The following is a 20,942-nucleotide window of genomic DNA, read 5'->3' on the forward strand; positions in this document are numbered from 1 at the left end:
TCGAGGTGTTCCGGATGCTCCGAAGGCTGGGAAGGCTCCGAAGCGGAAGGTGTGGTGGGGAGCCGATGGCCCGGCCATCGGCTCCGGTGGACTCAGCCCTTGACTCCGGTGAAGCCGAGCCCGGCGACGATGTACTTCTGGCAGACGACGAAGACGAGCACCGGCGGGGCGACGGCGAGCACCATCGCGGCGATCAGCTGGTCCTGCGGGGCCTGCGTGGTGAGCTGGGCGAGAGCGACGCTGATCGGCTGCTTCTCGGGGTCGGTGATGGCCACCAGCGGCCACAGGAAGTCCTTCCAGGAGTGCATCACCGCGAGCAGACTGATCACGGCGAGCACCGGCTTGCTCATGGGCAGCACGATCCTGGTGAGCAGTTGCCGGGTACTCGCACCGTCGACCCGCGCCGCGTCGAACAGCTCCTTGGGCAGGGCGTCGAAGAACTGCTTGGCGAGCAGCACCGTGAAGGCGTTAGTGCCGGCCGGCAGCCAGATCGCCCAGTAGGTGTCGCCCAGGTTGATGTGGAGGAACGGTACATCGGTCACGGTCATGAAGAGGCTGACCATGTTCACCGTGTACGGCACGAACATCGTGGCGAGGATCGCTCCGTAGACGGCCTTGCCGAACCTGGGCCTGAGCACCGACAGGGCGAAGCCCGCCGTGGCCGAGACGAAGAGCTGCACGAACCACGATCCGCCGACCACCAGGAAGGTGTTCATCAGATAGCGGCCGACACCCAGATCGGTGTATGCGGCCGAGAAGTTGCCCAGGGCCGGCCGGTCCGGCCAGAGGGCCAGGGGCTGGGTGGTGAGCTCGGTGGGTGTCGATACCGCGCCCTTGACCATCCAGTAAAGCGGTCCGATACCGATGAGCAGCAGCAGGAGCAGCGTGAACACCTGGATGGAGCGCACTGCGGCGCGTACGCCGGGGCGCTGGCGGTCGTTGGTGGAGACGAAGGTGGTGAGCGTGGTCATGACGTGCTCCAGCTGCGGGTGGCCCGCAGATACACCGCGGAGAGCAGGGCGAGGACGAGCACCATCAGGAAGGAGAGTGCGGCGGCCTGGCCGTACGCGCCGTCCTGGAAGGCGTACCGGAAGATCAGCAGCAGGACCGTGAGGGTGGAGTTCTCGGGTCCGCCGCCGGTGAAGACGTACGGCTCGGTGAAGACCTGCACCGTGTTGATCAGCTGGACGAGCAGCAACAGTCCGATGACAGAACGAAGTTGGGGCAGCATCACATGCCAGATCCGCCGCCAGATCCCGGCACCGTCCATCTCGGCGGCCTCATAGAGTTCGCCGGGGATGCCGACCATCGCCGCGAGGTAGATCAGGACGGCGCCGCCCATGCCCGCCCAGGTGGCCTCCAGGATCAGCGAGAGCATGGCGCTGTCGGAGGACTCCAGCCACGAGTACGGGCCGAGCCCGACCTTTCCGAGGACGTTGTTGAACAGCCCGCTCCCGGGATCGTAGAACCATTTCCAGAGCAGGATCGCCACCACTGGCGGGATGACCACCGGCAGGTACACCAGGAAGCGGTAGACGCCCGCGCCGCGCCGCACCGTCGACATGATCGCGGCCAGGATCAGCGGCGCCGGGAAGCCGATCAGCAGGCCGAGGACCACGAAGAACAGGGTGTTCCCGACGGCGGTGCCGAGCAGCGGATCGTCGAACAGGGTACGGAAGTTGTCCAGTCCGACCCAGACCGCGGGCTCGACGAGGTTGGTCTTCTGGAAGCTGAGCAGCAGGCTGCGCACGATCGGCCACCAGGCGAAGAGCCCGAAGACCAGCAGCGCGGGGACGAGAAACAGCCAGGCCGTGAACTGTTTGCGGGGGCCGGTGCCACGCTGCCGCTGCGGCAGGGTTCGCGGGACGGGCTCCTTGGCGACAGCGGCCGGGCGCCGGGACGGAGTGAGCAGGGCCATGGGCCGGCTACTTCTGGTCCGCGGCGAGCTTGGCATTGACGTCCTTCTCGGCCGAGGCCAGCAGGGCGTCGATGTCGGCGTCGCGCTTGGTGAGTACAGCCTGGACCACCGGGTCGAGCACGGTGTACAGCTTCTGCGCCTGGTACGGCGGCTCCGGCTTCAGTTTCAGCGTGGAGAGACCGTCGATGTACGGCTTGAAGTTCTGCAGCTTCACATTGACGTACGGCTTGATCGCTGCGTCGATCTCGGTCTGCCGTTCTCTGTCGAAGACCGGAAGCGTCGGCACGCCCACCGCGGACTTCGGGTCGGCGGAGAGCGCCTTGGCCTGCTCGGCGGCGATGTCGGTGCTGTACTGCGGCTTGGCGTAGGCGAAGGTCAGCCACTCGACGGCCGCTGCCGCATGCTTCTTGTCGGCGGACTTCGGGACCATGTAGATGTCGCCGCCGGTGAGCGTCGCATCGCCGCCGGACTGCGGCATCGGGGCCACTCCGAAGGCTTCGGTGTTCTCCATGCCGAACTGCATCTTCGCCAGTCGGTACGTCCCCGGGCTGCCCATGAACATGCCGACCTGCCCGGCCGCGAACTGCTTGATCACGTCGTTCTGATTGTTGAGCAGGGTCTTGCCGAGCGAATCGTCCTTCCAGCGCATGTCCTTGAGCAGCCGCAATGCCTTCTTCGTCGGCTCCCCGGTGAGCGTGGCGGTGTACTTGCCACCCTGCTCCTTCTCCAGCTCGCCACCGAAGGCGTACGACAGCATCGTCAGCTGCCAGCCGCCCTGGTTGTCCTTGGACTCGTGGACGAAGCCCGCCTTGCCGGTACTGTCGCTGATCCTCTTGGCGGCTGTGCGGACTTCCGTCCAGGTGGTCGGTGGTCTGTCCGGGTCGAGGCCGGCCTTCTCGAAGAGCTCGCGGTTGTAGACCAGGCCCTGGGCGTACGGATTCTGCGGTACGCCGTACACGTCGCCGGCGCTGTCAGTGAGCGGCTGGAGGACCTGAGGGTTGAACTCCTTGAAGTGCTTCCACTCCTTGAGCTGCCCGGTGATCGGCTGCACCTGCTTCTGCTGGATGAGCCGCTGCGGCTCCGTCAGCGGCACCTTGATGACGTCCTCGACATTGCCGCCGGACAGCTTCGCGGAGAACGTCAGCGGGTCGAAGACCGTGGTCGAACCCTTGACCTTGATGCCCGGGTTGGCCTTCTCGAAGTCGGCCACCTGCTTCTTGAACAGGGCGAGCCCCGGCTTGTCGGTGGCCGGCGGCATGCCCTGCACCCGCAGCACGAGATCGCCGTCCCCGCCGGCACTGCTCGGGGTGAGGGAGGAACAGCCCGCGAGGGTCGCGGTCAGCGCCATGCAGCCAAGTATGGCCGCACAGCGGGAGTTTCTGGGCATAACGGCTCCAAGAAGGGCAGGAGTGGGCTCGGTGCGGGTGTGGTGTGGTGCGATGTAGTGCTGTGCGCCGTGGATCAGTGGGCGGGTGCGGGGCCCGTCGAGGCGCGGGGGATCAGGCGTGAGCCGATCTCCACGAAGGGGGAATCGACCTCAAGTCCTTGTCCAGTACGTCCTGTTGTGCCAGACGAGATCGTCTTGATCAGGAGGTCCCCCGCCCGCGTGGCGATCTCTTCGGGGTCGATCCTGATCGTGGTGAGGCTGGGGGTGGAGACGGAGGCGAGCAGTGTGTCGTCGATGCCGATGACACTGACGTCGCGCGGCACGTTCACGCCGAGGTTGGCCATCTGGTGCAGCACGCCGAGGGCGACCAGGTCGTTGTGGGCGATCACGGCGGTCGCGTCGTGGGCGGCGACGAGGGTGGCGGCGTGCACGCCCGTCTCGAACCGCGGCTCGTACGGACCGAGCTCGGACAGGGAGAGGTCGAGCGCTTCGAAGGACTCCTGGATGGACTTCCCACGGCTCAGCTCGGCGCGGGACGCGTTGATGAAGACGCAGCGCCGATGACCGTACGCCTTCAACTGCTCGGCGGCCTGGGAGATGCCGGCGGACAATGAGATCCGGACCTCGGGGATGCCCGGGACGTGACGGTTCACCACCACCAGCGGCATCCGGCCCGCGAGTTCATGGAGCCGGTCCTCGGTCAGGGTGGAGGCCCACAGGATCAGGCCGTCGACCCGCTTCGAGACGGCCGCGATGGCGGCCAGCTCGTCCGCCTCGCGCTCGTCGCTGTCGGCGACCAGGACCGTGTAGCCCAGGTGCCGGGCGCGGGCCTGCATCGCCTTGATGATCGGCGGGAAGAACGGGTTGGCGATGTCCGGGACGATCAGGCCGAGCGTTCCGGTGCCGCCGCCGCGCAGTGAACGCGCCGCCGGGTTGGGGGAGTAGCCGAGCTCGGCCGCGGCGTCGAAGATGCGCTGCCGCGTCGTCGGCTGCACCTGGTCGGGTGCGGTGAACGCGCGGGACACCGTCGACACCGAGACGCCCGCGACGCTCGCCACCTCCCGGATCGTGACTGCCACGGACGGCCTCCTCGTCGTCTTGAGCCGGGGGACCCCGGTCGTCTCGCATCTGGATCCTGCGAATGCGGTTGATGTTTGCGAACGTTCCCACGACATGTCAAGACGTGTGTCAGGACTATTTCATCGAGGAAAACCTTCTGGATGCACGGGTCTTGCGCATCAGCTCGACTGCTGCTGATGATGTGTTCTCAAGAACAGTGCTGAAATTGCGGGAACGTTTTCATAGAGGAGTGGAATGAAGATCACCGGCCTGGAAGTGCTGACTCTCCCCGACCACGGCGACAGCATGATGCTGGTCGTGGTCGACACCGACGAGGGCATCCACGGCCTGGGCGAGGTCGGCATCAGGTCGCGCCAACGGGCGGTCGCGGGCGGTCTCGAGCACCTCGCGGAGCTGATCGTCGGCGAGGACCCGCGACGGATCGAGCACCTCTGGCAGGTGATGTTCCGGCGCGGGTTCTTCCCCGCCGACCGTATACTCGGCGCCGCCATCGCAGCGGTGGACGTGGCGCTCTGGGACATCCGCGGCAAGGCGCTCGGCGTACCGGTGCATGAGCTTCTCGGCGGCCGGGTGCGTGATCACGTACCCGCCTATGTGCATGTCGGCGACGGCTACCACGACCGCGCGTGGTTCCTGGACCGCTGCCGCGACCTGGTCTCCGAGGGCTGGCGTCATCTGCGGTTCGCCGCGCCGCACGACGCCGACGGCACGCTCGACGCCCGCCGCTGCCTGCGCGATTCGGTGGTCCTCTTCCATCAGGTGCGGGACGCGGTCGGCGACGAAGTGGAGCTGATCCTCGACGTCCATACGCGCCTGGATCCGCCGGAGGCGCTGACCCTGTGCCGGGAGATCGAGGCGGCCCGCCCGTACTTCGTCGAGGACCCCCTGCGCTGTGAGAACCCGGACAGCTACCGTATGCTGCGGGCCCGCACCGGCGTTCCACTGGCCGCAGGTGAGCAGTACGGCTCCAAATGGGAGTTCAGGACACTCATCGAGGACGACCTCATCGATTTCGCGCGCGTGGACGTCGGGGTGGCCGCGGGCCTGACCGAGGCGAAGAAGATCGCGGCGATGGCGGAGACCCACCACATCAAGCTCGCCACCCACAACCCGCTCGGCCCGGTCACCGCCGCTTCCTCGCTCCAACTCAACCTGGCCTGCCCCAATGTGGCGATCCAGGAGCACCAGACCGACCCGGATCCAGCCATCGCCGCCCTCTTCACCGCACGGCCGACGATCCTGCCGGGGCGGGTCGAGCTGAGCGAACTGCCTGGCATCGGCGTCGACATCGACCGGGCGGCGGCGCGTCGGTATCAGGCCGCCGCGGCCGAGCGCCCGCACTTGCGAACGGCGGACGGGGCGTTCACCAACTGGTAGCCGCGCCGCGCACGGCCGGAACGCGCAGGCCTTTGACGCGGCCACCGGCGCGGGCCCGGGACCTGACTCCCACGACCCGCCGCATCAGCCGCCGGTATCCCGGCGGGACATTCACATCACAGCCCCGGCGGGCCCATGGCCCGCACCCGCACACTGAGCACGATCTCCGACTCCAGAAAGTGAGGCGAGTTCCGTCGTGTCGTTCACAGGAGCCGCCAGGCCGGTCCGACTGGGCCTTGCCGGCATAGCGTTCATGGGCGTGCTGGTAGGCGCGTCGGCGACGCCGGCCGGCAGCCAGGAACGCGAGAAGCTGCAGGTGACGGCCGTGTCGTCGCGGCCAGGCACGGTGTCGGGAGACGACGCCCTGATACGTGTCGAGGTGCCCGCCTCCACAGCGGCCGACCAAGTCCGGGTCGAGGTGGAAGGCCGGGACGTGACCTCGAGTTTCCGGCCCTTTGGCAACCATGCGCTGATGGGCGTGGTGAAGGGGCTGGCCAAGGGCGACAACAGGCTCACGGCCAGGGCCCAGGGCGCGGACTCCGGACAACTGACCCTGAAGAACCACCCCATCACCGGGCCGGTGTTCGCCGGGCCGCACGAGCAGCCGTTCGTCTGTGACACCACCGAGTTCAAGACGGTCACGGGTGGCACCCTCGGCCAGCCGGTCGACAAGGACTGCTCGGTCAGGACCCGCGTCGACTACATGTACCGCACCACGGCCGGCAAGTTCGCTCCATTGCCCGACGAGAACGTCCGTCCCGCTGACCTGGCGACCGCCACGACGAGCGCGGGCGAGAAGGTGCCGTACATCGTCCGCGTGGAGACCGGCACCATCAACCGCGGCATCTACGAGACGGCTGTGCTGCACGATCCGCAGGCCGCCGCCCCCGACCCGCTGCAACGTGAGCCGGGCTGGAACGGGCGCCTCGTGTACGGCTTCGGCGGGGGCTGCAACGGAGGCTGGTACGTCCAGGGCCGAAACACCGTCGGCATCATGAACGACACGTATCTGAGCAAGGGCTACGGCGTCGCCTCGTCCACGCTGAACGTGTTCGGCAACAACTGCAACGACGTGCTGGCGGCCGAGACCATGAGCATGGTCAAGGAACGCTTCGTGGAGACCTACGGCGAACCGGCCTTCACCATCGGAAACGGCTGCTCCGGCGGCTCGTACCAGACCCATCAGATCGCCGACAACTACCCGGGTCTGCTGGACGGCATCCTCTCCGGCTGCAGCTTCCCCGACGTCGGCTTCGGGACGATTCAGACGCTCAGCGACGCCCAGCTCCTGAACCACTACTTCAAGGATGTCGCGCCGGACGCGTTCACCGAGGAGCAGCAGCGGGCGGTCTCCGGGTTCGGCAAGTGGGAGAGCATCGGCAGCCTGGCCCGCGCCGCCGGCCGAATCGACCCCACGGTGTACTGCCCGTCCCAGCTGCCCACGGGACAGCGCTACGACCCCGGCACCAACCCGGACGGTGCCCGCTGTGACGTCTACAGCCACACCGTGAACGTCTACGGCGAGGTACCGGAGACCGGGAAGGCGCGCAGGCCGCTCGACAACACCGGTATCCAGTACGGACTTGAGGCCCTGAACAAGGGGGCCATCGACATGGGCCAGTTCATCGACCTGAACCGGCGCATCGGCGGCCTCGACGACGACGCCAAGCCCGCCGCGGAGCGCACCGTCGCCGATCTCAAGGCGGTACGGCTCGCCTACCGCACGGGCCGCATGCTGAACGGCGGCGGTGGCCTCGCCGACGTCCCGATCATCGACTACCGCGACTACACGGACGACGCGGCCGCCGGCGACATGCACATGCGCTTCCACTCCTTCTCCACCCGGGCGCGCCTGGACAAGGCCAACGGCACCCATGCCAACCAGATCATGCTCACCCGCTCCAACGGGCACGGATTCACACTTGCCGGGATGCTGTCCGACATGGACCAGTGGCTCACCGGCATCAAGGCGGACTCCGGCGACGAAGCCCCCATCGAGAAGATCGTCCGCAACAAGCCGCAAGGCCTCACGGACGCCTGCTGGACGCGTGGCATCGGTGCGAAGAAGATCGCGGAGCCCCAGGTCGAGGGCATCGACAACACCGAGTGCAACACCCTCTACCCGGTGTGGACATCGCCGCGGATGGTCGCCGGAGCCGATGTGGCCAACGACATCGTCAAGTGCCGCAAGCGTCCCGTGACCCGCTCCGACTACCGAGTGCCGGTGACCGATGGCCAGTTGGAGGATCTGCAGGCGATCTTCCGGGACGGTGTCTGCGACTGGTCCAAGCCCGGCGCGGGTCAGCAGGACCTCGCCGGTACATGGCTCTCCTTCGACCGGCAGTGAAGGGATCGCGGCAGTGGGCCCGAACTGGGGCAGGTGCGACCCCTCGCTCCGATGCCAGTGGGGATGAGAATGACGGCGTACGGGGCGGCCGACGGCCTTCCCAGCCCTGGCGGGCCGTGCCCACTGCCCGCCGGGGGACCCGTTGCGGCGGATGGTGGGAGTGCGGGTCAGACGGCCGGAAAGCGGAAGAGCAGCGGGTCGGGATCCTCGGACGAGTTCGTCCGCGGCTGCGGGACGAGTGCCGGAGACGGCTCGCGCGACGATCGGTCCGACCGGACCGCCTGAGCGCGGTGAGCAAGGGGCGCGAGTCCCCACTCGCCTCCCTTCTGCCGTCGGCGCAGTGAGCGTACGGGCGGACGCCCGAAGGTGCGGGCCCCGGCATACGGGGCCCGCTCCCTCACGTCTGACCTGCCGACCCCTCAGCGCGGCTTGCCCGACCCCCACTTCTCGACAGGACAGAGAGCGCTCAGGGGACGAGAAGCCCCCAGTACATCCCCCACGGCACGAAGACCAGCCCCGCGGCAAGGAGAAGACCGAGGCGGACACTCTCGGCTCGGCCGAACCTCCCTCGGCCGTGCCACCACGACACCCCCGTCCACACGGTCGCCCCCATCACGGCGACAGCCAGGAGCTGCAGTGCGAGCCAGGGCAGTGTCCGCCCCAGGAGGACAGGACCTGTGACGCCCGCGGCGGTGAGCGCGAGGAAGAGCAGATAGACGGGTGTCCCCACGAACACCGCGAGGCCGGTGCCGGAAAGCCACCGTGCGGCGCGCAGAGACGGAACCCGCCGACCGCGCCCCTTGCCGACGCGGCGAACGAGCACGCACAGCGGATACCCGACGAATCCGATTGCGAGGACACACAGGGCCGCCAGCTGGACCTGGCCGGCGTCGTACCAGAGAGGCGACGGCAGAGCTCGGGTCTGCCGCTGCTGGTGCGGTGCCGGGCCGATGGTCCGGGACGGCAGTCCGAGGCTCAGCCGCTCGATCCATGCCGCTTCGAAGCCGGCGTAGTCGGACGGCAGTCGGGAGATCCGGTCGAAGCCGTGGTCGAGGGTCCCGTTGAGGTTGTGCCGCACGCCCGGCACGAAGCGGATGGTGCAGTGCCTGTTGCCACCCCGGTACAGCGCGCGGGCGATGATCCGAGAACTCTCCTGCGGAGCTGCCTCGCGGTCGAGGGTGCCCCATTCGGCCAACACCGGCTGGCGGACGCGCTGCCACGTCGGCACCGGGTCGTAGTCGGCCTCCGGGAACAGGCCCGCGCCGACGAGCTGCCGGGTGAAGGACCCCTGCATGGTGTGCGGAAGCGAGCCGGAGACACCCGCATGAGCCAGGTACTCACCATAGGCCCATGCCTGCTGCCGGGCAGGTTCCATGCCGACCGCTCCCGCGGTGATCACGAACGACACGTCCGCCGACCGGCTCGCCGCCAAGGACACCGCCCACGCACCCTCGGACAGTCCCCACATCCCGGTCCTGGCCCTGTCGACTCCGGGCCGGTCGCGCAGCAAGCGGAGCGCAGCGAGCGCGTCACCGGCGAGGAGAGAGTAGTCGCGGTGCAGAGTGGAGTACCCGGTGGTGCGTTTGTCGTAGATCAGGGCCACGATGCCATGCCGAGCGTACGACTCGGCCGCGTCCCGCAACTCCGACCGGCCGCCGGGACCCGCACCCGGCACCATCACCAGCGCGGGCCGGTCCCCGCCGACTGCCCTGGGGCTGAACACCGTCCCGTTCAGCCGCACACCGTCCGCGCCTGTGAACGACACCTCGGTCGGGACGGGTCGGTCGTCCGCAGGAGCGGCCGCAGCCGTCGGTGACAGCAACATCAGGGCGACGCAGGCTGTCGACAGCAGCAACAGTAGTCTGCGAGGGCAGAGCCCACGTGCGAGTTTCATCTCGATCCCCCAGGTTTTCCGGTCGGCCGGCAGCCGTGACGTGCGCGTCCTTGGAGATCCAGATCCTTGTTGCTGTCACAACGTGCGTCGAGGTGGGTGGACCCCCTCGCGGGGGTGGGGACAACCCCCGGATCTGTGCTGTGTTCGTGTCAGAGTGGGCGCTCTCCGCATTGCGCCGGTCGAGGTGACCGAGGTCAGCCATCAGCCGGAGAATCAACCCGTTCCGCCGACTGCCCAAAGACAGAACACACCGTGACGGGCAGAGGGTGCGAGAGTGCCCGACTGCGACGCGGGCCGCTGCTGCCGTGGCTGCTCGTAGTCGCCCGCAACATCCTGCGGGACAGCATCCGGGCGCAGGCCAGGCGCACTTCGTTCGCCGCCGAACTGCGCTCCTGGGCGGAACCCGCCGAGGCGGACATCACCGAGGAGACATCCGGGCAAAGCGCGCTGCCGGCCGCCGCTACCGTCCGGGCGTGCTGTCGCGCACGACCGGCTCCGCAGGGAGCAGCAGCCCGCTCGCCGGGGTGGCGGCGGGGTCCTCGACGGCGGCGATCAGCCGGTCGACGAGGGCGCGCGCGATGGCGGCCAGGGGCAGGCGCGCACTGGTGAGGGCGGGCTGGAGCAGCGTGCAGAGCGGGATGTCGTTGAAGCCGGTGACGGCGACGTCGTCGCCGACGGCGAGGCCTGCGGCGCGGACGGCCTGGTAGGCGGTCAGGGCGAGCCAGTCGCTTGCGCATACCAGGGCGGTCGGGCGGTCGGGGCCGGTGAGCAGGCGCTGGACGGCGTGGGAAAGCGCGGCCGGGTCGTCGCCGGGGACACCGACCTCGAAGGCGCCGTCGGGTGCGGTGGCCGCGGCCTGAAGGAAGCCGGCCCTGCGGTCGGCGAGCCAGGGCAGGGATGCGGCGGAGTTGAGGTAGCAGATCCGTCGGTGGCCCTGGTCCAGCAGGAGCCCGACCAGCGCGGCGGTGGCGGCGGTGGAGTCGATGTCCACCCAGTTCTGCGGGCGGCCGGGGGCGGTGCGGCCGAAGGCGGCGAACGGGAAACCGGCCTCGGTGAGCACGTCGACACGGGGGTCGTCGTGGACGACGTCGGAGAGGACGAACCCGTCGACCTGGCGGGCCGCGATCAGTCCGTTGAAGGACCTGGCGACTGCTCCGGCGCCCTGCTGGGGGTCGGAACGGAACACCAGGATGCGGTGGCCGACCGCGTCGGCGGCGGTCACCAGCGCCTGGAGGAAGCCGCCCATCAGGGGGTTGGGGTCGGCGGGGTTGTCGGCGGGGGCGGGATAGCCGATGATCTTGCGGGTGCCGGTGCGCAGGCTGCGGGCGGACTGGTCGGGTTGGTAACCGAGTTCGTCGATGGCGGCGGTGACCCGGGCGAGGGTGGCGGCGCGCAGCCGGTGAGGTGCGTTGAGGGCGTTCGAGACGGTCTGGCGGGAGACTCCGGCCGCGTGTGCGACGTCCTCGATGGTCACCTGTCGAGCGGTCATCGTTCCTCTGTGGTCGGCGGGCTGGGGGTGGCGGTGGCCTCCCCCAGCCCGCGGTTCTCAGTGCTCGCGGGTCAGGGTGAGCAGGCCACCGGTCGGCACGGTCACCGAGTTCACCCCGGCGACGAGGTCGAGCACGGTCTCGGACAGGATCTCACCACGGCAGTCCTGGACGCGCGCGAGGGCCTGTTCCGGTCGGGGGGAGGTCAGGAGCACCGTGGGGTCGCTGTCCGCGTTGGCGACGAGCAGGGTCTGCGGGCCGTCCGCGGCGTGCCGGTCCGGGAGGGCGACGGGCAGCGGTGCGTAGCGTGCGACCACGGTGGTGCGGTGGTCGCGGGCGCGGACCAGGGGGTAGCCCAGGTCGGGCCGGGCGGGTTCCAGGACGCCGAGCTGGAGGACGTCGGCGTACCGGCGCGAGATGCCGAGCCAGAAGCGCAGGGTGGCGAGCTGGTCGGGGCTCTGGGCGGTGAGGTCGACGGAGATCTGCGGCACCGAGAACAGGGCGTTGACGAGGTGGACGGCGACGGACTCGGGCGTCTCGGCGGAGTTCCACGTGATCATGTCGGCATGGACGGCGAGCGGGCCCGCGGTGAGGCGGCAGTCGACGGTGCGCTGGCGGTTCTCGGCAGGACTGAGCGGGCAGTCGGTGGCGCGGACCATGGTGGCGTACGGCCACAGCCCGGGGCTGACGTACGGCTGGCGGTGTTCGACGATCACGTCGGGCCGGGTGCGGCGCAGGCGGGCGTCGAGGTCGGCGAGCAGCTGGAGCACGCCCGCGTGGACGGCGGTGCGGTCGGCACCGGCCGGGGCGGGCGGGGGGTCGGTGACGGCGAAGCGGTCGATGAAGTCGAGCTTCAGGCCGTCCATGTCCCACTGCTCGACGGCGCGGGAGACCTTCTCGACCAGGTAGGCGCGGACCTCGGGGTGGCGGGGGTCGAGCACGGCCGCGTCCAGGTGGGGCTCCTCGCGCAGGATCATTCCCTTGAAGCGGTCCCAGGCATCGTTGTGGCGCCCGATGAATGGCAGTGCGTACCACAGGAGGTAGGCGAGGCCGATCCGGTGGACCTCGGCGACGTGGGTCGAGGGGTCGGGGAAGGCCGCCGGGTTGGGCTCCCAGTCGCCGCAGTGGCCGTAGCCGCGGGCACGGTCGGAGGTCTGCCAGCCGTCGTCGACGATGATGCTCTCGCAGCCGACGGCCGCGGCGAGGGCGGCCTGGCGTTCGACGGCGGCGGCGTCGACGTTCTGGTGGAGGCTGTACCAGGTGGAGTACGCGGGCATCCGGGCGGCGGGGGAGACACCGGGGTGGTGCAGTCCCTCGGCCCACCAGGCGGTGACGGCCTGCAGGGTGGCGGCGAAGTGCCGGCCGCTGAGGTCGATCCGCAGCCGCAGCGGCGGCCCGTCAGGGGTGAGGTCCTGTTCCATGGTGAAGGCGAACTCGCTGCTTTCCTCCACCACTCCGGCGCCGACGCGCACGGGTGCGGAGGTCTCTTCGGCGGCGGCGGTGCACAGGGCGCGGTCGTCGGCGCCGACCAGACTGGCGACGGGGGCGCCCAGGGCGAGCGAGACGGTCCGGGGGGCGATCCAGGACGGCGGCAGCCAGCGGGAGGCGTTGGTGTCCGGGGTCCAGTAGGCGGTGGCCCCGAGGCAGGGGACCCGCCATTCGGCGCGGACGGTGGCCGCGGCCGCCGTCGTGACCTCGATCAGGGCCACACCGTCGCCGGCCGGGGTGACGACGGTCTCCAGTCGGTCGCAGCCGAGCCCGGTGAGGTGGACGTCGAGCGGGGCTCCGGTGGAGTCGGACAGGCCGGTGGCGAGCTGCTGGTGGACGATGGTGTCGGGGGTCGCGTCGGCCGGCGTGTTGGGGCGCCAGACAGGGGTGCGCTGCTGCGGGACCGCGGGTGTTTCGGTGGTCACGGTGGTCACTCCTTGGTGGCCCCGGCCAGCAGGCCGGAGATGAACTGGCGTTGCAGGACGAGGAAGAGGGCCATCACGGGGACGGCGGCGATGGCGGCGGCGAGCAGGACCTGCGCGTAGTTGGTGGTCGCAAGGCCCTGCAGGGTGGCGGTGGCCACGGGCAGCGTGTACATGTCGGGGCTGCGCAGCGCGATCAGCGGCCAGACGAACTGGTTCCAGCCGCCGAGAAAGACGAACAGCGCGAGCGCCGCGATGACCGGCCGGTTGACCGGGATGACGATCCGCCACAGCACCCGCAGTTCGCCCGCGCCGTCGACGCGGGCCGCGTCCAGGAGTTCGTCGGGCATGGAGCGCAGCGCCTGCCGCATCAGGAAGATGCCGAACGGGGTGACCAGGCCCGGGAGGATGACGGACTGGTAGGAGTCGATCAGGCCCAGTTTCATCATCATCTCGAAGATCGGGATGAGCATCACCGTGTCGGGGAGGACGAGGGTGCTGAGCAGCAGGACGAAGAACAGATTGCGCCCGCGGAACTCGAACTTGGCGAAGGCGTAGCCCGCAAGGACCGAGACGGCGACCGCGCCTGCCGTCTGGACGCCCGCCACCAGCACGGTGTTGAACAGGACGCGGGTGAGCCCGATGGAATCCTGGAGCCCCTGGAGGTTCTCCATGAGGTGACCGCCGGGCAGCAGCTTCGGCGGCCAGGAGAACACGTCGCTGTTCTCCTGCGTGGCGGCCATGGCGAGCCAGTAGAACGGACCGACGCAGAGCCCGAAGGCGCCCGCGAGGAGCAGGGTGAGGAGGAGGCTGCGGCGCTTCACTTGCGCTCTCCCATCAGGCGGACCTGCAGGAAGCCGAGCACGGCCACGATCAGCGCGAGCGCGTAGGCGAGAGCCGAGGCGTAGCCGAAGTCGAAGTATTTGAAGCCGTTGTTGTAGAGGTACATGGTGACCGTCAAGGTGGCGTTGTCGGGGCCGCCGCCGGTGAGGACGTACGGCTCGTCGAAGAGCTGCAGGGTGCCGATGGTGGAGAGCACCACGGTGAGGAGCAGGATCGGCCGCAGCTGGGGAAGGGTGATGGAGACGAAGCGGCGGACCGGTCCCGCGCCGTCGACCTTCGCGGCCTCGTACAGCTCCTGGGGAATGCCCTGGAGGCCGGCGAGGTAGATCACCGCGTTGTAGCCGGTGTAGTGCCAGGTGATGACGAGGACGACGCCGACGCGGGCCCAGAAGGGGCTGCCGAGCCAGTTCACCCGGTCGATGCCGAACAGGGAGAGGACCCAGTTCAACAGTCCGGCGTCGCGGTTGAGGATCACGGAGAACATCACGCCCGCGGCGACCAGACCGGTCAGCGAGGGGACGAAGACGCCGAGCCGCCAGAGCGGGCGCAGCCAGACCTTGGTGGAGTTGAGGCCGAGGGCGACGAGCAGGGCGAGCCCGAGCATCAGCGGCACCTGGACGACCAGGATCAGCGCGGTGTTCTTCAGCGCGGTCCAGAACAGCGGGTCGCTCAGCAGGCGCTGGTAGTTGCCGAGCCCGGTGAAGTGCCGACCGGCGCCGTTGCCGGTGGTGAGGCTGATCCAGAGCGAGGCGACGATGGGGTACGCCTTGAAGATCGCGAAGCCCAGCACGGCGGGCATGATCAGCAGGTACGGGACGGAGGTGCGGGTCAGCAGTCGGCGGCGGCACGGGCGGGTGCGGCGGGTCTGCTTGGTGGTGCCGCGGCCGGCCGGGGTGGTGGTGGCGGGAGCGTGTTCGGACGGGGCGAGGGACATGGTGGTCAGACCGCCTGCTGCCGACCGGTCTGCTGGGCAAGCTGCTCGGCGGCCTTCTTGAGGGCGTCGGCCGGGTCGGCGCCCTTGAGCAGCACTTGGCTCTGGGCGTCGCTGGCGAACTTGAGGGCGCGGGCGTAGTCGCCGGTGAAGTTGGTGGCCCGAGCATCGGCGGAGAGCGATTCGACGAAGGGCTTCAGCACCTTCTGGCCGCCGTAGAAGGGGTGCGGCGAGCTGAACTTCGGGTCGTCGTACGCCGCCTTGAGGGCGGGGAAGACGCCGCCGGAGGCGAACATCCGGTTGATTCGGGCGGGCTTGGTGAGCGCGTACTCGATGAATCGCCAGGCGGCCTTGCGACGCGTGCTGGAGCCGGAGACGGCCAGGTAGGTGGAGTTGACGATGGCGTTGCGCTTGCCCCCGGGAACGGCGGCGGGCGGCTGCATGGAGCGCCACTTCCCCTTCTGCTCGGGGAACGTGGAGGCCAGATACTCCACGGCCCAGGCCGCCTCCGCGTAGGTGGCGAGCTTCCCTTGGCCGAGCAGGCGCTTCTCGGTGCCCTGGCCCGCGGTGTCGGCGATCAGACCGGCGTCGTTGAGCCGCTTGATGATGGTGAGGGCCTTGATGGCGGCCGGGGAGGCGAGCGTGATCTTCCCGTCCTGGTCGAAGTAGAAGACGTCCTGGAGTTGCATCAGGTTCTGGAAGAAGTCCATGTCCTGGGTGGCGCCGGTCTTGTCGAGCCCCAGCAGCCGGACACCGGTGGCGTTGAGGATCTTCGACCCTGCGGCGATCATGTCGTTCCAGTCGCCGATGCCGTCGGGGTCGACACCGGCCTTCTCGAAGTGGTCGTGACGGTAGAAGAGACCGAGTGGGTTGACCTCCCACGGGAGGGCGTGGGCGGCCTTGTTCTCGCCTATGACGGTCGGCCATAGACCCTTGGCGAAGGCGTCCTTGTACTTGTCGGCGCCGAGCCTGGACAGGTCGGCGATGCCGTCGGGGAACTTGTCCAGGTAACCGGGCAGGTAGTCGACGCCGATGTGCAGGACGTCCGCGAGGCCCTTGCCGCCCGAGGCGAGGCCGACGGTGATCTTGTCCCAGATGGCCGGGTTGCCGACATCCTGGACGTCGACCTCGATGCCGGGGTTGTCCCGCTCGAAGGCGGGGACGACGCTGCGCAGGCCCTCGGCCGGGGTGGTCCAGCTCCAGACGGTGATTTTGCCGCTGTCGCCGTCGCCTCCGGCGCTGCCCGACCCGTTGTCGCCGCAGGCGGCAAGGCCGAGTCCGGCGACGGAGGCGGTGGCGAGCTGAAGCAGACGGCGGCGGCTCAGTTGGTGGGACATATGGGCTCCTGGGAGTGGGACGTGGGGCGGGTGAAGACGTGCAGCGCCTCGGTGAGCAGGTCCGCCGCGGCGTCGGGGGTCGAAGCGTGGGGAGACAGCCGGATCCACTCGTCGCGACGGGTGGTGATGACTCCGCCCGCTTCGAGGGCGCGGTGGACGGCGGCGGGATCATGACCGGGCAGCCGGAAAGCGCCGATGCCGCCGCGCTCCTGGGGCCCGAGCCCGTCCAGCAGGACCTCGGCACCTGCCTGGCGTGCACGATCGAGCAGTTCGTTGAGGACGGCGCGGATGCGACCGCCGACGACGGCCGGTCCGCCCTGGCCGGCCAGGGCGTCGATCGCCGCGCCGATGGCAGCGGCGGCCGGGAAGTCCGGGTTGGTGGCGAGATGGGCGGCGGCCCCGGGCAGCGGTGGCGCCGGATGCCGGGGCGAGAAGGGTTCCGTGACGCCGGCCCAGCCACCGAGCCCGGGAGCCAGGCGCTCGGCGCACCGGTCGCGGATCAGTAGCAGCGCGGCTCCCCAGCCGGCCCGTAGCCACTTCTGGCCGCCGCTGACGAGGATGTCTGCGGCGTCCACTTCGAGCGGGACGGAGCCCAGGCCCTGGATGGCGTCGACGATCAGCAGCCGGCCGGGCCCGAGGACCTCCTTGAGGGCGGCGAGCGGTGCCAGGTGGCCGGTGAGCGAGTCGACGGCACTGACGGCGAGGGCGGTGACGTCGGGAGTGAGGTGGCGGCGCAGGAGGTCGGGGGTGATGTGTCGCTGCCCGTCCGGGTCGACGAGGCGGACCGCGGGACCGCCGCGGCCGGCGAAGCGAAGCCAGGGGTAGAGGTTGGCGGGGAACTCGTCGCGGGGCACCAGGACGGTACCGGGGCCGTGGAGTGCGGCGGCCACGGTGAACAGGCCGTTGCTGGTGGACGGGGCGAGGGCGATCTCGTGCCGACGGGCGTCGAGCAGCCGGGCGGCCGAAGTCTGGGCGGCGTCGCTGAGGGCGAACAGCCGGTCGAGGTCGGTGGGGTCGAGGCGGGCGGCGAGCGCGGTCGTGGTGGCGAGCGCGGCGGCGGCCGGGCGGGAGAGCGGGCCGATCCTGGCGTAGTCGAGGTAGCCCGCCCTCGGACCGTGAGCGGGAGCCGGACCGGAGACCGCGGGGGTGACGGATTCGGGTGCCGGACGGATTTGATCGTTCAAAAAACTGACCTAACAGAGCTCGATACACGCACGTTCAGGAATTTGAAGGTTCACAATAGGGAGATCGAGACGACCCGGCAAGACGTTCAGCGCAACTACTTTCCAGCGAGACGGCCGACAGGCCCCCGCGCAGGCGGGCGGTATGCGCAGGCCCGTCCCGGTCACGTGGATCCGGTGCGGCGCCGCCCGCGCGTCGGCGTGGAACCGCATCCACCACCGACCGCCACCCGCTCGGCATGGACCGGCCGCACCGGTGAACTCCCCGGTTCGCAACAACGTCAGCTGGTACCGACCGGCACCGATGCCAGTGGCATCGGCCCTGGAGGAGTGGTCGCGGGCCGGACCCACGGGCAAGAATCCGTACGTACTCTGACGATGTTGTCGTCCCCGGGAGTGAATCGATGTCGCGGTGAGGGCATCGTCGTATCGCGGGCGAGGACGCTTCCGTCGGCGGCCGGAAATTCGGCTCCCGGTCGTCGGATCACCTCTCCGGTGAACTCCGGGACCCGGTGTCGCGAACACGCTCTGCGGGTCGGCAGGAGCTCGCGGTGCACGGGACGGGGCGCCTTGTCGGTAACCCGGGGCGGCGGTTCCTCGCGGCGGGGTGGACGAACTCCTGTCCGCCGCCCGTGAATCGGGAACGAATGAACGTCTGCGGCAGCCCGGAGAAGCGGCTGCGTACGACGAAGGTGACGCCCGCGCCCACGGAACGGAAGCCGGTCCGAAGGCAGTGGAATGGGACTTGTGGGACGATCTGCGGCCATGCGCAGACGTCCCGCGCACTATCCACCCATATTTTGCGTGACTGTCACCTCGGCCCACCTTCCATAAGCCCGGGTTCTCTTGAATACTCCCTCTGCCACTCATCGTGGACGGAAATCACTGAAGCAACAGGAGGATCCCCACAGCCATGACCGAAATCAACCGGCGTCGCTTCCTTCAAATCGCGGGAGCTACCGCGGGGTTCACCGCTCTGTCCGGATCCATCGACCGCGCCGCAGCCATCCCCGCGGCGCGCCGCAGTGGAACCGTCCAGGACGTCGAACACATCGTCGTCCTCATGCAGGAGAACCGTTCCTTCGATCATTACTTCGGGTCGATGAAGGGCGTCCGGGGCTTCGGCGACCCCCGCCCGGTGACACTGCCCAGCGGCAAGCCGGTATGGCACCAGACCAGCTTTTTCGGCAAGGAAACGCTGCCGTACCACCCGGACGCCGACGACCTGGGCATGCAGTTCATCGCAGGCCTCGATCACGACTGGGCCGGTGGGCACAGCGCGTTCAACAACGGTAAGTACGACAACTGGATCCCCGCCAAGGGCACCGGCACCATGGCGTACCTGACACGGGAAGACATCCCGTTCCATTACGCCCTCGCCGACAAATTCACCGTCTGCGACGACTACCACTGCTCGTTCATGGGTGCGACCGACCCGAACCGCTACTACATGCTTTCCGGACACGTCGGCAACGACGGTACCGGCGGCGGCCCGGTCCTCGGTAATCAGGAAGCGGGCTACGGCTGGACGACGTACGCCGAGCGCCTTGAGAAGGCAGGAATTTCCTGGAAGGTGTACCAGGACATCGGCGACGGCCTCGATGCGGCCGGCGGCTGGGGCTGGATCAACGACGCATACCGCGGCAACTACGGCGACAATTCCCTGCTGTACTTCAACAACTACCGCAATGCCAAGCCCGGCGACCCCCTTTACGAAAAGGCCCGCACCGGCACGAACGCCAAGGCGGGAGACGGATACTTCGACATCCTCAAAGCCGACGTCAAGGCCGGCAGATTGCCGCAGATCTCCTGGATCGCCGCCCCCGAAGCGTTCTCCGAACACCCCAACTGGCCTGCAAACTACGGCGCTTGGTACATCTCGCACGTCCTTGACGCGCTCACCTCGAACCCCGAGGTATGGAGCAGGACCGCCCTGTTCATCACCTACGACGAGAACGACGGCTACTTCGACCACGTCGTACCGCCCTATCCGCCGGCCTCCGCCGGCCAGGGCCTGTCCACCGTCGACACCACGCTCGACCACTACAAGGGCAGTATCGGATACGCCGCAGGTCCGTACGGCCTCGGGCAGCGTGTCCCGATGATCGTTGTCTCGCCGTGGTCCACCGGCGGATACGTCTGCTCCGAGACCTTCGACCACACCTCGATCCTGCGCTTCATGGAGAACCGGTTCGGGGTGAAGGAGACCAACATCTCGCCATGGCGGCGCGCCATCTGTGGTGACCTCACATCCGCCTTCGACTTCTCCCTCAAGAACACGAACCCGGCCGACCTGCCGGACACCGCGGGCTACGCCCCGCCGGACCGCGACCGCCACAACAGCTACGTACCGAGGCCACCTGCCCAGGGCGCCCTGCCCCGGCAGGAGGCCGGGGCGCGGCCGAGCCGCCCGCTCTCCTACGCCCCGTATGTCGATGGGGCCGCAGACCTCTCGACCGGCAAGTACAAGCTGACGTTCAGCGCAGGGGACCAGGCGGGCGCCGCCTTCCAGGTGCGCTCCCAGAATCGCTCCGACGGCCCGTGGACGTACACGGCGGCAGCCGGGAAGCCCGTCTCCGACAGCTGGAACTCGTATTATTCCAGCGGCAGTTACGACCTCACGGCCCACGGCCCGAACGGCTTCCTGCGCGCTTTCAAGGGCAACAACAAGGCCGCCGAGCCGGAGGTGACGGCACGCCACGACGCCGGCAACCTGAAGCTCACCCTGACCAACCCGTCGACCGTCGACGCACACCTCACCGTGACCAACGCGTACGGCGGCCGGCGCCAGACCTATACGGTCCGCGCCGGCGCCACCGTCGAGCAGAGCATCGACCTGCGCGCGACCAAGCGCTGGTACGACCTGACGATCGTCGTCGAGGGCAACGCCGGATATCTGCGGCGCCTGGCCGGGCACGTCGAGAACGGTCGGGCCGGCGTGAGTGACCCGGGCATCGCGACCGTGTGACACCTGTGCCCCTCCGCCCGGTGGACGGAGGGGCACACACCCGAAGGGTGACGAGGCGTCAGCGTGCCGTGCCGGAGCTCACCACCCCGCGAGCCCGGCCCGTCGGGCCGGGACCTGATCGAGGGGACGACCGCGCTGCGGCCCGGCCGTCCAGGCGCCTCGTCGGCCCGGGCCCCGACGTCGTACGACTCGGGGCAGAAGGATGCGAAGCGCCTGCTTGCCTGTCCGGCTCGGGTGCGAGTCCGGCACCCGGGATCCGCCGGAGCGCGTACGGAATCCGCG

General features: G+C 69.1%; 14 protein-coding genes. 3 read left to right on the plus strand and 11 right to left on the minus strand.

Annotation, left to right across the window (positions count from 1 at the left end; genetic code table 11):
- Positions 1-92 precede the first annotated feature (92 nt).
- The 4 genes from OG842_RS37505 to OG842_RS37520 form a co-directional block, all read right to left on the minus strand.
- The gene (locus OG842_RS37505) at positions 93-971 is read right to left on the minus strand and encodes a carbohydrate ABC transporter permease (RefSeq protein ID WP_266734461.1); all 879 of its coding nucleotides are present in this window, start codon (positions 969-971) and stop codon (positions 93-95) included.
- A complete protein-coding gene (locus OG842_RS37510; protein WP_266734459.1) occupies positions 968-1,918 on the minus strand; it encodes a carbohydrate ABC transporter permease in 951 nt (316 codons plus the stop codon). Before OG842_RS37510 ends, OG842_RS37505 begins: the two co-directional genes overlap by 4 nt.
- Before the next feature lie 7 nt (positions 1,919-1,925).
- Positions 1,926-3,266, minus strand: a complete 1,341-nt coding sequence (locus tag OG842_RS37515) for an ABC transporter substrate-binding protein (protein ID WP_266734457.1) — start codon at positions 3,264-3,266, stop codon at positions 1,926-1,928.
- Positions 3,267-3,379: 113 nt separating this feature from the next.
- Positions 3,380-4,384, minus strand: coding sequence for a LacI family DNA-binding transcriptional regulator (locus OG842_RS37520; RefSeq protein WP_266734456.1), 1,005 nt, complete (start codon positions 4,382-4,384; stop codon positions 3,380-3,382).
- Positions 4,385-4,619: 235 nt separating this feature from the next.
- Here OG842_RS37520 and OG842_RS37525 point away from each other — a divergent pair, with 235 nt between their 5' ends.
- Positions 4,620-5,762: a mandelate racemase/muconate lactonizing enzyme family protein gene (locus OG842_RS37525; protein WP_266734454.1), complete on the plus strand. Its 1,143-nt coding sequence runs from the start codon at positions 4,620-4,622 to the stop codon at positions 5,760-5,762.
- 253 nt (positions 5,763-6,015) lie between these two features.
- Positions 6,016-8,109, plus strand: a complete 2,094-nt coding sequence (locus tag OG842_RS37530; RefSeq protein ID WP_266734452.1) for a DUF6351 family protein — start codon at positions 6,016-6,018, stop codon at positions 8,107-8,109.
- A gap of 466 nt (positions 8,110-8,575) precedes the next feature.
- On the opposite strand, the gene OG842_RS37535 is transcribed toward OG842_RS37530, so the two are convergent.
- The 7 genes from OG842_RS37535 to OG842_RS37565 all read right to left on the minus strand — a co-directional run bounded on the left by OG842_RS37535 (position 8,576) and on the right by OG842_RS37565 (position 17,695).
- Positions 8,576-9,934, minus strand: a complete 1,359-nt coding sequence (locus OG842_RS37535) for an alpha/beta hydrolase family protein (RefSeq protein ID WP_328512610.1) — start codon at positions 9,932-9,934, stop codon at positions 8,576-8,578.
- A gap of 529 nt (positions 9,935-10,463) precedes the next feature.
- Positions 10,464-11,492, minus strand: a complete 1,029-nt coding sequence (locus OG842_RS37540) for a LacI family DNA-binding transcriptional regulator (RefSeq protein WP_266734449.1) — start codon at positions 11,490-11,492, stop codon at positions 10,464-10,466.
- Between the two features lie 57 nt (positions 11,493-11,549).
- Positions 11,550-13,403 carry a glycoside hydrolase family 36 protein gene (locus OG842_RS37545; RefSeq protein WP_266734448.1) on the minus strand — a complete coding sequence of 618 codons (1,854 nt, stop codon included), beginning with the start codon at positions 13,401-13,403 and terminating at the stop codon, positions 11,550-11,552.
- A 5-nt stretch (positions 13,404-13,408) separates the two neighbouring features.
- On the minus strand, positions 13,409-14,224 hold the full coding sequence (locus OG842_RS37550) for a carbohydrate ABC transporter permease (protein ID WP_266734447.1): 816 nt from the start codon (positions 14,222-14,224) through the stop codon (positions 13,409-13,411).
- Entirely contained in the window at positions 14,221-15,177 is a 957-nt protein-coding gene (locus OG842_RS37555) for a carbohydrate ABC transporter permease (RefSeq protein ID WP_266734446.1), read from the minus strand. Before OG842_RS37555 ends, OG842_RS37550 begins: the two co-directional genes overlap by 4 nt.
- A gap of 5 nt (positions 15,178-15,182) precedes the next feature.
- Complete coding sequence (locus OG842_RS37560; RefSeq protein ID WP_266734444.1) at positions 15,183-16,511, minus strand: extracellular solute-binding protein; 1,329 nt, start codon at positions 16,509-16,511, stop codon at positions 15,183-15,185.
- A complete protein-coding gene (locus tag OG842_RS37565; RefSeq protein ID WP_266734443.1) occupies positions 16,496-17,695 on the minus strand; it encodes an aminotransferase class V-fold PLP-dependent enzyme in 1,200 nt (399 codons plus the stop codon). Before OG842_RS37565 ends, OG842_RS37560 begins: the two co-directional genes overlap by 16 nt.
- Before the next feature lie 910 nt (positions 17,696-18,605).
- On the opposite strand from OG842_RS37565, the gene OG842_RS37570 reads away from it, so the two are divergent.
- Positions 18,606-20,660: a phosphocholine-specific phospholipase C gene (locus OG842_RS37570; protein ID WP_266734442.1), complete on the plus strand. Its 2,055-nt coding sequence runs from the start codon at positions 18,606-18,608 to the stop codon at positions 20,658-20,660.
- Positions 20,661-20,942 lie beyond the last annotated feature (282 nt).

Source organism: Streptomyces sp. NBC_00376 (genome assembly GCF_036077095.1).
Lineage (GTDB): Bacteria > Actinomycetota > Actinomycetes > Streptomycetales > Streptomycetaceae > Streptomyces.